Annotated in this window: 9 protein-coding genes; 4 read left to right on the forward strand and 5 right to left on the reverse strand. The window is 69.6% G+C overall.

Annotated elements, in window-relative coordinates:
• Nucleotides 1–20 precede the first annotated feature (20 nt).
• Nucleotides 21–848, reverse strand: a complete 828-nt coding sequence (locus tag CY658_RS06840) for a formyltransferase family protein (RefSeq protein ID WP_101489418.1) — start codon at nt 846–848, stop codon at nt 21–23.
• Between the two features lie 70 nt (nt 849–918).
• The gene (gene fhuF / locus CY658_RS06845) at nt 919–1,698 is read right to left on the reverse strand and encodes a siderophore-iron reductase FhuF (RefSeq protein WP_101489419.1); all 780 of its coding nucleotides are present in this window, start codon (nt 1,696–1,698) and stop codon (nt 919–921) included.
• Nucleotides 1,699–1,914: 216 nt separating this feature from the next.
• On the opposite strand from fhuF, the gene CY658_RS06850 reads away from it, so the two are divergent.
• The 4 genes from CY658_RS06850 (at nt 1,915) to CY658_RS06865 (ending at nt 7,745) form a co-directional block, all read left to right on the forward strand.
• Nucleotides 1,915–3,621 (forward strand): cyclic peptide export ABC transporter, encoded by a 1,707-nt coding sequence (locus CY658_RS06850; RefSeq protein WP_101489420.1) that lies wholly within the window; start codon nt 1,915–1,917, stop codon nt 3,619–3,621.
• Nucleotides 3,622–3,667: 46 nt separating this feature from the next.
• The gene (locus CY658_RS06855) at nt 3,668–4,969 is read left to right on the forward strand and encodes a lysine N(6)-hydroxylase/L-ornithine N(5)-oxygenase family protein (protein ID WP_101489421.1); all 1,302 of its coding nucleotides are present in this window, start codon (nt 3,668–3,670) and stop codon (nt 4,967–4,969) included.
• Nucleotides 4,970–4,972: 3 nt separating this feature from the next.
• Nucleotides 4,973–5,230 carry a hypothetical protein gene (locus CY658_RS06860; protein WP_257884775.1) on the forward strand — a complete coding sequence of 86 codons (258 nt, stop codon included), beginning with the start codon at nt 4,973–4,975 and terminating at the stop codon, nt 5,228–5,230.
• Between the two features lie 97 nt (nt 5,231–5,327).
• Nucleotides 5,328–7,745: a penicillin acylase family protein gene (locus tag CY658_RS06865; protein ID WP_101489422.1), complete on the forward strand. Its 2,418-nt coding sequence runs from the start codon at nt 5,328–5,330 to the stop codon at nt 7,743–7,745.
• Between the two features lie 93 nt (nt 7,746–7,838).
• On the opposite strand, the gene CY658_RS06870 is transcribed toward CY658_RS06865, so the two are convergent.
• From CY658_RS06870 to CY658_RS06880, 3 genes are all read right to left on the reverse strand, one after another.
• Nucleotides 7,839–10,286 carry a TonB-dependent siderophore receptor gene (locus tag CY658_RS06870; RefSeq protein ID WP_180838881.1) on the reverse strand — a complete coding sequence of 816 codons (2,448 nt, stop codon included), beginning with the start codon at nt 10,284–10,286 and terminating at the stop codon, nt 7,839–7,841.
• A 203-nt stretch (nt 10,287–10,489) separates the two neighbouring features.
• Nucleotides 10,490–11,515 carry a FecR family protein gene (locus CY658_RS06875; RefSeq protein WP_101489424.1) on the reverse strand — a complete coding sequence of 342 codons (1,026 nt, stop codon included), beginning with the start codon at nt 11,513–11,515 and terminating at the stop codon, nt 10,490–10,492.
• Nucleotides 11,512–12,090, reverse strand: coding sequence for an RNA polymerase sigma factor (locus CY658_RS06880; protein WP_099791583.1), 579 nt, complete (start codon nt 12,088–12,090; stop codon nt 11,512–11,514). The genes CY658_RS06875 and CY658_RS06880 overlap by 4 nt, the downstream gene beginning before the upstream one ends.
• Nucleotides 12,091–12,339: the final 249 nt, after the last annotated feature.

Consider the following 12,339-nt stretch of genomic DNA (forward strand, 5'->3'; position numbering starts at 1 on the left):
GCGGGTTCGTTCACACCTTCTCAGAGGTGAGGGGCGAGCAGGGCCAGGCCCTGGTGAAGCGCCGGAAAGAGGCTGCGGTTGAAGTTGTTCCAGCGCAGTTCGAGGATCGAGTCGTCCGGTGCGATGTCGGTGCCGAGCACGTCGTAGATGACTTCGCCCGAATCGATGCCGTTGTCGACGTAGTGCAGCGAGGCGCCGGTCTTCAGCACCGGCGGCGTGGGCACCTTGGCCATGGTCTGCCAGTCGATCACCTTCTGACCCTGTGCGCCGTGCAGCGCGTCGAGCGTGGCCCAGGCGCCGCGGCGCTGGAAGGGCGATTCGAGCCGCGTGATGCCGGGGTGGATGTTGACGATCTTCCGGTGGAAGCGGCTGCCGGGCCGCACCAGCTCGTCCAGGATGACCAACAGGCCGTCGAGCACGACCGCATCGGCGCGCAGCGTGAGCAGCTTGTCGAGCAGCGCGCGCTCGAAGGCGCTCTTGCCCGCCGCGCGCTCGGGCGCGTTCAGCGGCAGGCGGCGGTAAGAGGACGGCACCGGGTGCAGCATCTCCCTGAGCAGCCGGCCCTGCGCGCGCAGGTCGGGCGGAAAGATCCACTTCCGCTCGGGGCTCCAGCCAAAGCCGTAGTCCGCCAGCGCCGCCTGGTCGCGCGGCGACTCCGCGTCGTCGTCGAAGACGATGCCTTCGAGCGCGTAGGCGTCGCCCAGCGGCGTGCCGTCGAGTGCCTGCGCGAGGTACTCGAGCGGAGACTTCATGTAGCGGGGTTCGCCCTTGTAGTCGATGAACTGGCCCGCCTTGTCGGCGGCCGCATTTCTCAGCGAGAGGATGTAGACGAGCTTTGCCTTGGGCATAGGTGTGGGGTGGATGGTTGGAGATCTCTCCTGGGAAGACGAAGTACCGGGCGATCTGTTCATCCGCGCCTCAGCCTTCGCTTTCTTCTTCGGCTTCGGTCTCGTCCTTGCGGTGCTGCGGCGCCAGCGGGCACGCCCCGCAGTAGCCCTCGCCGGGCAGCAGGTGGTAGAGGCAACACTGGCGGTGCAACCTCAGCGGAATGTCGCGGCCTTCGTAGTGGCGTGTCACCTCGCGCCGGGTGCCGTGCAGCGGATTGGCGCCCGTGCCCGGCCAGTCGGCCTCGTGCAGCAGCCAGGCCCGGTCCTGCGCGATGGCGGCCGAGCCGCCGGTCAGCTGCAGGCCCTGGTCGAGGATCGGTTCGAGGCGGCGCGACACGTTGCCCCACAGGATCTTGGGCGCGATCCGCGTGAGCCCGGTGAGCGCGCCGAACAGCGGTGCGAGGTGCTGCCACAGCAGCGGCGCATAGCGCTCGGCGGTCGTGGCGCCGCGCCGCGCGCCGCCGGTCTCGACGAGGTGGAAGTCGATCACGTCGCCGTGGTCGTCCAGCCGCACCCACACCTGCGCCGCAGCGAGCGGAAACACGTGGTGCAGCATGCTGGCCGCTGCCACCACGGGCGGCAGCAGCACCTCGACGTACCGCAGGGTCCATGCAGAAGCCACCGCGCGAAGGTCCGCGCCGGCGTGGCGCCTGAAGCGGGCGTGCGCATGCAGCACCTGGGCGAGGCGCGGGCCGGGCTGCAGCAGGTCGGCCACGCGCACCGCGTCGGGCGGCGGCGTGGGCGCGCACTGGAGCCCTTCGCCCAGGGGCGCGAGTTCGCCCCGGAAGATCGGCGCCAGCAGCGGGATCATGGGCCGGCCTCAAAGAACGGCCGGGGCAGGGCCGCGACGCGTCGCTCGGGGTGCATCCCTTCCAGACGTGCGAGCGCCCCGCATGTTCACGGCGCGGGCGCCAAAGTACCCGGCCCGGCGCCGCGCATGAACATCGGCCGTGCCCGCTCGTCTATGCAAGGGACGGCCTCGCGCCGCATGAACGCAATCGCCCCGAGGGGCGGAAAGAATCCTTGCATGACATCTCCCAGTGTGACTGGCGGTCCCGGCGGCAATCGCGCGGAGGTTGCGCGCCTGCTGAAGCCCTTCTATCCATGGATCGCGCTGTCCGTGGTCACGGGCGTCTTCGCGGGCGTGGCCACCGTCGCCTTGCTGCGCACCATCAACCAGGTGCTCAACCAGCAGGGCAGCATGGCAGGCGGGCTGCTGCTGACCTTCATCGCGCTGTGCCTGGTGGCGCTGTTCGGCCGCATGGCGTCGGACATCTCGACCAACTTCGTCGGCCAGCAGCTGGTGGCGCAGGTGCGCAAGAGCCTGGCGCAGAAGATTCTCTCGGCGCCCATCGACGCGCTGGAACGCTACCGCACGCACCGCCTCATGCCCGTGCTCTCGCAGGACGTGGACATGATCAGCGACGCGGCCTTCGTGCTGTCCACCGCGCTCATCGCCGTGGCCGTGGCGCTGGGCTGCCTGGCCTACCTGGCGTGGCTCTCGCTGCCGCTCTTCGGCCTGCTGTTCGTGGCGCTGGTGCTCGGCGCCACCTTCCAGACCGTGGCGCAGACCCGCGCCGAGGTCGGTTTCTGGAAGGCGCGCGAGCACGAGGACGAGCTGCACAAGGCCTACCAGGCGATCAGCGAAGGTGCCAAGGAGCTGCGCATGCACCGCGACCGTCGCACGCGCATGTTCGGCGGCCAGATCGAGCGCATCGTCGACAGCATCCGCAGCGTCAACAGCCGCGCCATCAACGTCTTCGTGCTGGCCACCTCGTTCGGCTCGGCCATGTTCTTCCTTTTGATCGCGCTGATCCTGGGCTGGGCCGCGTTTCGCACCACCGAGCCCGTGGTGCTCAGCGGCTTCGTGCTGGTGCTGCTGTTCCTGAAGGGGCCGATCGACCAGATCGCGCGTGCGCTGCCCAACGTGGGCCGCGCCAAGGTCGCCTTCATGCGCATCGCCGACCTGTCGGCGCGCTTTGCGAGCCCGGAGCCGCACCTGCACCTGGAGCGCGCGGGCGATGGTCCGCAGACGCTGGCCGAGCGCATCGGGATGCGCGGCGTGCGCTACGCCTTCGACGCACCCGACGGCGGCGAACCCTTCGTGCTCGGCCCCATCGACCTGCAGCTGCGCCGCGGCGAGATGGTGTTCGTGGTGGGCGACAACGGCTCCGGCAAGACCACGCTCATCAAGCTGCTGCTGGGTCTGTACGCGCCGCAGCAGGGCGAGGTGCTGCGCGACGGCGCGGCCGTCACGCCCGAAGCGCGCGACGACTACCGCCAGCTCTTCACCACCGTGTTCTCCGACTTCTACCTGTTCGAGGACCTGGCCGGCGAGGGCGAGGGCAAGGGCGAAGAGGGCACGCACGGGCTGCCCCAGGCGGCTCTGCCGTACCTGCAGCGCCTGGAGATCGCCCACAAGGTGAGCATCAAGGACGGCTCCTTCAGCACCGTCGACCTCTCGACCGGCCAGCGCAAGCGCCTGGCGCTGGTGCACGCCTACCTCGAGGGCCGGCCGGTGCTGGTGTTCGACGAATGGGCGGCCGACCAGGACCCGACCTTCCGCCATCTTTTCTACACCGAGCTGCTGCCCGAGCTGCGTGCCAAGGGCCACCTGCTGGTGGTGATCTCGCACGACGACCGTTACTTCCACCTGGCCGACCGCGTCATCACGATGAAGGCCGGGCGCATCGCGGAAGACCGTGCCCGCGCGCCGCAGGGCCTCGCGGCGTAGCTGCAGCCCGTATCCAACACACAGAGCCCACAGGAGTAGACATCCCATGCAGCACATCCATGACCTGATCGGCGTCGGATTCGGCCCGTCGAACGTCGCGCTGGCCATTGCACTCGACGAGAAGCGCCACGGCAGCAAGCCGTTGGACGCGCTGTTCATCGAGCGCCAGCCCCGCTTCGCCTGGCATCCGCACATGCTGCTGGACCAGGCCCACATGCAGATCTCGTTCCTGAAGGACCTGGCGACGCTGCGCAACCCGACCAGCCGCTTCACCTTCGTCAACTACCTGCACGAGCAGGGCCGTCTGACGGACTTCATCAACCTCAAGAGCTTCTTTCCGAGCCGCCACGAGTTCAACGACTACCTGGGCTGGGCCGCGGGCCAGTTCGAAGAGGCCTGCCGCTACGGAGAGGAGGTGTTCGAGGTGCAGCCCGAGAAGCAGGGCGGCGAGGTGTCGTTGCTGCGCGTGCGCTCGCGCTGCGCCGACGGCCGGGTGCAGGAGCGGCTCGCACGCAACCTGGTGGTGAGCATTGGCGGCGTGCCCCACATTCCCGAAGGCTTTCGCGGGTTGCGCGACGATCCACGCGTGTTCCATTCGAGCAGCTACCTGAAGGACATCGCGCAGCACCCGCAGGCGCGCCACGTGGCCATCGTCGGTGCGGGCCAGAGCGCGGCGGAGATCTTCATGGACCTGCAGGGGCGCCCCGGTGCGCCGCAGGTCGACTTCATCATGCGTGCACGATCGATCCGGCCTTCGGACGACAGCCCCTTCGTCAATGAAGTCTTCAACGCCGACTTCACCGACTACATGTACAGCCAGGGCACCGAGGTGCGCGCCGCGCTGCTCGACGAGTTCGCGCAGACCAACTATGCGGTGGCCGACCTCGACCTGATCCAGCAGATCTACAAGGTCTTCTACGACCAGAAGGTGGCGCGCGGCACCCGTCTGCGCATGCTGCGCCAGCACGACGTGCGCTCGGTGCGCGCCGCGCACGACGGCATCCACCTCACGCTGCTCGACCGCGACGTGCAGCGCGAGAGCACCGTGCGCTACGACGCCGTGGTGCTCGCCACCGGCTATGCGCGCGACCAGCACAAGGACCTGCTGGCGCCGCTCGCGCCGTACATCGGCCCCTACGACGTCGACCGCTACTATCGCCTGAAGGCCACGCCCGACTTCCATCCGGGCATCTACCTGCAGGGCGCCTGCGAAGACAGCCACGGCCTGAGCGACACGCTGCTGTCGGTGACCTCGGTGCGCACCGGCGAGATCGGCAACGCATTGCTGGCGGCGCAGTCGCGGGCGCGCAGCGCAGCGCGCGACGCGTCGCAGGCCGTCCAGATCTAGCCGATGCCCGGGCGCACCGCGATGGCCCGCAGCACGCCGGTGGCCGCGCAGACGGCCGTCGACACCGCGTGGGCACTGTTCTGCCGGCTGCACGACGCGCCCTCGCGCGATCACGCCGACCAGCTCGTGCACTGGCTCGGCGAAGACCCCCGGCACGTGCGCGCGCTCGACGAGGCGCTCACGCTGTGGGCGCTGGCGGGCGCCGTGCTGGTGAAGCCCGTGCTCGACGAGGCGCAGCGCTGCGGCCCCGATCTGCAATAGGCCGCAGCCGCCCGCGTTGCCACAGTTCCAGACCCGAGAAACACCGACACCCGTGAACATCCCGACCACCTCCCGCATTCCCCGGTGGGGCCGCCGCATGGCCGCCATCGCCCTGGCTGGCGCCGTGCTGGGCGCCGCGCCCGCCTGGGCCCGGCGCGATGCGCCCTCGCACGCCGCCACCACCGTCGCCGCCATCGAGATCCGCCGCACCACCGACGGCATTCCCCACATTCGCGCCACCACCTGGCGAGGCTTGGGCATCGGCTATGGCCAGGCACAGGCCGAGGACGCGCTGTGCACGCTGGCCGATGCCTTCGTCACCTTCAGTGGGCAGCGCTCGCTGTACTTCGGCGCCGAGGCCAAACCGCAGACGCGCTCCACCTTCGGCACGCCCGCCAACCTCGACCTGGACTTCTTCTTCCAGGCTTTCGCGGGCGCCGATGCGGTCGAGGCGCTGAAGCGCGAGCAGCCGGCCGAACTCGACGAACTCATCGCCGGTTTCGCCGAGGGCTACAACCGCCATGTGCGCGCACTGCAGGCCGGCCCGCAGCGCCGCGGCGGTGCGGTGCACGCCTGCGCGGAGGCGCCGTGGGTGCGCACCATCGGCCCCGAGGACATCTACCGTCGCATGCTCGCCGCGGGGTTGGCAGGCGGCTACACGCATTTCGTCGCCGAGATTGCGAACGCGAAACCTGCTGCGGCCCTGCCGCCCGCGCCGGCGGACAAGTTCTCGCTGTCCACGCGGCTGGAGATGCCCGTGGGCGATGCGCACGGCATCGGCAGCAACGTGCTGGCCTTCGGCCAGGCGGCCACCGGCGAGCGCGGCGGCAGCGTGCTGTTCGGCAATCCGCACTGGTACTGGGGCGGGCCCGACCGCTTCTACCAGGCGCACCTCACGCTGCCCGGCAAGATGGACGTGGCGGGCGTGTCCTTTCTCGGCATTCCGGTCGTCATGATCGGCTTCAACAACGACGTGGCCTGGAGCCACACGGTGTCGGCCGCGCGGCGCTTCGGCATGTTCGACCTGACGCTGGACCCGGCCGACCCCACGCGCTACCTCGTCGATGGCCGCTCCGAGCCCATGCGCGCCCAGCCGCTCGCGGTGGCGGTGCGCCGCGCCGACGGCACGGTGGACCTCGTGCATCGCACGCTCTACCGCACGCGCTTCGGCCCGGTGGTCGATCTCGGCGCGCGCCATGCTGCGCTGGGCTGGAGCGCACGCAAGGCTGTTGCGATCCGCGACATCAATGCCGACAACCCGCGCATCTTCCGCAACTTCTTCCGCTGGGACCAGGCGCGCTCGCTCGACGAATTCATCCGCATCCAGCGCGAGGAGCTGGCGATGCCGTGGGTCAACACCGCGGCCATCGGGCGCGGCGACGGCCGTGCCTGGTATGCCGACATCGGCGCGGTGCCGGGCGTGCCCGACGACCTGCGCGCCGCCTGCGCCACACCGCTGTCGAAAGCTTTTGCCGCGCTCGACCCGGCCACGCCCATGCTCGACGGCAGCCGCTCCGCCTGCGAGTGGCAGAGCACGAAGGGCGCGGTACAGACCGGCACGATGGCCGCCGACCGCATGCCCAGCCTGTTGCGCGAGGACTACGTCGCGAACATGAACGACAGCTTCTGGCTCACGAACCCGGCGCAGCCGCTGACCGGTTTTTCTTCGGTGCTCGGTGCCGAGGGACGAGCGCTCACGATGCGTGGGCGGGAAGGGCATCGCATCGCGGGTGAGCTTGCCGCTGCAGGTGAGACCTCCAGCCGGGGCCTCGCGCAGCGCGTGATGCACCAGACGCTCGAAGCGCGTTCGTACACCGCTGATCGCTTCAAGCCCGCGCTGCTCGATGCTGCTTGCGTGCCGGGACAGGTGGAGCTGCCAGCCGAAGAGGCGGTCTCCAAGATCCGCACGCGCGTCGATGTGCGGCCGGCCTGCCAGGTGCTGCGCAACTGGTCGAATCAGGCCGATGCCACCGATCGCGGCGCGTTGCTGTGGGATGCCTTCTGGAGCCGCGTGCTGAAGATTCCCGCGAAGGAGCTCTACACGCAGCCGTTCTCGGCAAGCACGCCGCTCACCACGCCCTCGGGCATCCACGCGGCGGACCCGCGCGTGGCGCGCGCACTGGCCGCGGCGGTCGAGGACATGGCGCGCGAGGGATGGGCGCTCGACACGCCGCTGGGCGAGCGTCGCTTCGTGCGCAGTGAAGGGCGCGAGGTGCCGCTGTCCGGCGGCTGCGACGGCGAGGGCTATTTCGCCATCGCCTGTGCCAACGAGGGCGACTACACCATGGGCGACAAGTCCCACGGCAACACCTACCTTCAAGTCGTGTCCTTCGACCGCCGGGGCGTGCAGGCGCACACGCTGCTCGCGCACGGCGAGCGCGAGACCGCGGTTCGCAACGGCAAGGGCATCGCGCCGGTGGCCCGCTACGCGAGGAAGGACTGGCTGCGCTTTCCGTTCCGCGAGGAGGACATCGCGCGCGATCCTCTGCTGGAGCGCAAGGCACTCAAGCCCTGAAGCCAAGGTCGAAAAAAACGCACGACCCGGAAGCCGGGTCGTGCGTCAAGGGCACCCTTCTGCCGGTGCCGCCCTAATTCAATCCGTTGGGTCTCAGAGCTTGTAGCTGAGCTTCAGCCAGGCGTTGCGCGGGTTGCCCTGCGTGTAGCCGTTGTAGGCGCCCAGGCCGTTGTAGTAGCGCTTGTCGCCGAGGTTCTCGATGTGCAGCGACGCGCTCAGGCGGTTGTTGATGTCGTAGCGCGCCATCAGGCCGAACAGCGTCAGGCCGCCGTGCGAGGCACGGCCGAGTTCGTTGAACTCGTCGTAATAGATGCCGCTCTGGTAGCTCACGCTGCCGCCGACGGTGAGCTTGCTCCATTCGCCGGGCAGGCGATAGCTGGTGCTCACGCGGAACAGGCGGCGCGGGTATTGCGGGTTCAGCAGCACGCCGTCGGTGTCGCGCTTGGCGTGGTAGGTGTAGCCCGCGAGCATCTGCAGGCCCGGCAGCACTTCGCCGGCGGCGGTGAGCTCGAAGCCCTTGCTCTTGGCGCCTTGCACCGCGCGGTACGGAATGCCGCCGTCGGGCAGCAGCGAGCCGGCGCCGGTGTCGATCACGGCGAGGTTGGTCTCGCGCGTCTTGAAGATCGCGGCGCTGGTGTTGAGCTTGCCGCCGAAGTGTTCGCCCTTCAGGCCCAGCTCGATGTTCTTGCCGCGCTGCGGCGCGATGAGCGAGTTGTTGCGGTCGCGCACCGTGTTGGGCTGGAAGATGTCGGTGTAGCTGCCGTACAGCGAGAGTTCCTTGCTCACGTCGAACACCACGCCCAGGTAGGGTGTGACCACGCCGTTCTCGCGCATCGAGCTCACACCGGTGCGGCGCCAGGTGGTCCAGTCGAGCGTGGACGCATCGGATTTGTACCAGGTGCCGCGTGCGCCGATGATGACCGACAGCGGGTCGGCCAGCCGCAGGCGGGTCGAGGCGTAGATGGCCTTTTCGGTGGTGCTCGACGGCGCCGTGTACAGCGGGTACGAGAACGAGGTCGGCTCGGGGAAGCTCTGCAGCTGGTAGAAGTTCAGTGGCCGGCGGTCGATCATGCGCGGCACGGCGCCGCGCGTGTAGACCGTGGCGTCGTAGGTGTTGTAGCTCATGCCCACCACGGCTTCGTGCGTCTGGCCGAAGGCCTCGAACGGGCCCTTCAGGTGCACGTCGAGGGCCTTGTTGGCGCCTTCGGCGGGGTTCTCGCGGATGTCGATGGTGGAAGCGCCGGTGCGCTCGTTGATGGCGCGGTAGATGCTCAGGTCGCCCGAGGCGCGCTCGCGCTTGCTCTTGAGGTAGCTCGCATCCACTTTCAGCTGCCAGCCGCCGCCCAGCTGCTGGTCGAGGTTGGCGAACAGCTTGTCGCTGTACATGTCCCAGTAGCTCCACGGGGCGCTCGAGTTGAACGAGCGCGGCAGGTGGGTGCGCTGGCCGTTGCTGAAGAACAGCGGGCTCTGGCCGTAGTTGGCGCCATCGATGGCGGTCTTCTGGTGCTCGAAGCCCACCGACAGGCGGGAGCCCGCGGCGAGGTCGACTTCGAGAATGCCGTACAGCGCGTCTTCGGTGCGCTTCTTGTTCTCGATGAAGTTCTTGCCGTCGGTGCGCGAGGCCATGAAGCGGCCGTGCACGGTGCCGGCCTCGTTGAGCGGTCCGCCCACGTCGATCTCGGCGTTGTAGCGGCTCCAGGAGCCGATGCCGCCCGAGATGTGGCCGGCGAACTCCGAGGTCGGGCGCTTGCGCACGAGGTTGATGGCACCGCCGGGCGAGCCCACGCCGTTGAGCAGGCCGGCCGCGCCGCGGATCACTTCGACGCGGTCGTAGAAGGCGGTGCTGATCATGCTCGACTCGCCGGCCACGCTGTTGAAGCCCAGCGTGGGCACGCCGTCGACCATGGTGCTCAGCGCGAAGCCGCGCGACGAGAAGGTCACGCGCTCGTCGTTGCGGTCGGCCACGATGCCGGGCGTCTGGCGCAGCACGTCGTCCAGGGTGACGAGGTTCTGGTCGTCGATCTGCTGGCGGCCGATGACGCTGATCGGCTGCGGCGTTTCGCGCAGCGACAGGTCCATGCGCGTGGCACCGGCGGCGGCGCGCGTGGTGTACGAGCCGGAGCCTTCGGTGGTGCCGTCGGTGGAGGCCTGCGCGGCCACGGTCACGGCGGGCAGCGTGGAGGCGCTGGCCGCACTCTGGCGCTGGATGGTGACGCGCGTGGGGCCGTTGCGCACCGCCACGAGGCCGCTGCCGGCCAGCAGGCGGTCGAGCGCCTGCTGGAAGCTCAGGCGGCCCGACACGGCCGGTGCGGCCAGGCCCGAGACCACGTCACCGGCGGCGAGCACCTGCACGCCGGTCTGGCGCGACAGCTCGTTGAGTGCGGCGCCCAGCGGCTGGGCGGGCACGTTGATGTCGCGCGCTTGGGCGGCGGCCTGGTCGGCGCCCTGGGCGGCGGCAAGGCCGCTCCAGCTGGCAAAGGCGGTTCCGAAGGCGGCGGCAAGCGCGGCGCTCAGGAGTCGGTGGCGAGGCGAGAAACGCATGGGTGAAGGCTCCAGACAAATAAATCGGTGCGACATGAAAACCGGGGCGCGCTGCATCCGTCGATCGGATGCGGGGTGCTTCTGGATGTAAGACGTTTGAACTCGAAAAAGAGAGACAGGCCCGTGACACGCCGTCGGCCGCCGCGTCGATGCGGGTCGAAAAAAACTGAAAAGGAACGGGCGCGCCTGGGGGCGCACCGGGGTCAGCGTGCCTGCAGGATCACGCTGCCGTCGGGACGGGTGACCGCCACCAGCGGCAGGATGGCGGGCAGCGCGTCGAGCAGGCCGGCCGAGTCGTTGGTGCGAAAACGCCCCGAGAGCCGCATCGCGTCGATGCGGGCGTCGGCGCCCACGATGGGCGCGTTGCGGTAGCTGTTGACCGCGGCCAGCGCATCGCCCAGCGGCGTGTTGTCGAACACCAGCCAGCCGTCGCGCCACGCCGAGAGGGCGGCGGTGTCGGCCTGGCGCACCGGGTCGGCGTGGCCGTCGCGCACTTCGAGCATGTCGCCGGCGCGCAGGTCGACCACCTCGTCGCTGCGTTCGGTGCCGGCGTGGCGCAGCACCTGCACGCGCACATGGCCGTGCTCGACGCCCACGGTGATCGGGCCGCCGCGGTCGCGCACGGTGAAGGCGGTGCCGACGACTTCGATGAGGGCCTCGCGCGTGCGCACCACGAAGGGCCGGTCGGCGTCGGGCGCCACGTCGAAACGGACCTCGCCGCGTGCCATGTCGACCATGCGGCGGCGGCGGTAGAGCGTGACGTCGACGGCGCTTTGCGGAGCGAGGTCGAGGCGGCTGCCGATGCCCTCGGCCGCGTCGGCCAGCGTGACTTTCAGCATCCGCGCGTTGGGCGTGCGATACGTGGCCTGGAACACGGGCTGCTGCCAGTACCACTGCACACCGCGCCCGGCGACCACGCCGGCGCCGAGCAGCCCGGCGACGGACAGCAGCATCTTGCGGCGCGAGGGGTTGCGCGGTACGGAGGCGGGCGTGGGCTCGTCGAAGTGCGCGCGCAGGTCGTCGGCCATGCCGCCCAGGGCGTTCCAGCGCTCGCGCGCCTCGCGCACGGCGGCGGCGTGCTCGGGCGAGCGGGTGCGCCACTGGTCGAGCGCGAGCCGGGCGCTGTTGGCAGCCGGGCTCGGCGGCGCGATCTCGTCCTCGACGATGAGCGCGAGCGCGCGTTCGATCAGCCGTTCACGCGGAACGACCGCAGGGGCCGCCACGGTCATGAGAAATCTTCAGCCAGTGCCGTGTCGAAACCCGCGTGGCTGTTCACCGCCTGCGGCTCGATCAGTTCCTGGCGCAGCTCGGCGAACACGCGCGAGCAGTCGATGGTGGCGCGCAGCAGGTGCTTGGCGACCGCCATCTCGGTGATGTTGAGGCGCTGCGCAATTTCGGCGCGCGAGTGGCCGTAGGCGCGAAACAGCAGGAACACCTCGCGCCGGCGCGGCGGCAGCTGTTCCATGGTTTCCACCACGCGGCGCAGCACGCGGTGCTGGGCCACGACGTATTCGGACGAGGGGGCCGTGAGGTGCGTGCCCACGACGGCATGCGAGACGGCCCACTCCTGCGCCACCTTGCGATGGCGGGCTTCGTCGATGCACAGGTTGCGCGCCACGCGGAACAGCAGGGCGCGCGGCGACTCGATGGCGGCGCCGTCACGCAGGCCGAGCGTGTGCGTGTACACGCGCTCGAAGCTCGACTGCGCAATGTCGGCCGCATGGTGCGGGTCGCGCAGGTCGCGCGTGAGCTGCCGGCGCAAGTCCGCGCAGTGAGACACAAGTTCCTGGACGAGGTCGCGCATCCGGTCGCCTTCTCGCAAGCATCGACAAAAGACCCCTGGGCCGATGGCCGGAGCGCGCCGGCATCGGTGACCCCGGGGATGGGGTTAATAAGAACCATTCTTATTTAATGTAACACCGAAGCGTTGGGTTTCCGCGGCCAAACGTGGGCGCCAGCAACAGGTGGTGCCTGTGTGGCCGGCTCGCGTTGACCCAGTCACGCAGCGGGTGATAGCCTGCCGCCCGCTTCGAACGAACCCTCTCCACAACAG

The organism is Variovorax sp. RO1 (genome assembly GCF_002849325.1).
Taxonomy (GTDB): Bacteria; Pseudomonadota; Gammaproteobacteria; order Burkholderiales; family Burkholderiaceae_C; genus Variovorax.

Coding starts and splice junctions, on each gene's coding strand:
- CY658_RS06840 (WP_101489418.1), bottom strand. CDS start 848: ATGCCCAAGGCAAAGCTCGTCTACATCCTCTCGCTGAGAAATGCGGCC.
- fhuF (WP_101489419.1), bottom strand. CDS start 1,698: ATGATCCCGCTGCTGGCGCCGATCTTCCGGGGCGAACTCGCGCCCCTG.
- CY658_RS06850 (WP_101489420.1), top strand. CDS start 1,915: ATGACATCTCCCAGTGTGACTGGCGGTCCCGGCGGCAATCGCGCGGAG.
- CY658_RS06855 (WP_101489421.1), top strand. CDS start 3,668: ATGCAGCACATCCATGACCTGATCGGCGTCGGATTCGGCCCGTCGAAC.
- CY658_RS06860 (WP_257884775.1), top strand. CDS start 4,973: ATGCCCGGGCGCACCGCGATGGCCCGCAGCACGCCGGTGGCCGCGCAG.
- CY658_RS06865 (WP_101489422.1), top strand. CDS start 5,328: ATGGCCGCCATCGCCCTGGCTGGCGCCGTGCTGGGCGCCGCGCCCGCC.
- CY658_RS06870 (WP_180838881.1), bottom strand. CDS start 10,286: ATGCGTTTCTCGCCTCGCCACCGACTCCTGAGCGCCGCGCTTGCCGCC.
- CY658_RS06875 (WP_101489424.1), bottom strand. CDS start 11,515: ATGACCGTGGCGGCCCCTGCGGTCGTTCCGCGTGAACGGCTGATCGAA.
- CY658_RS06880 (WP_099791583.1), bottom strand. CDS start 12,090: ATGCGCGACCTCGTCCAGGAACTTGTGTCTCACTGCGCGGACTTGCGC.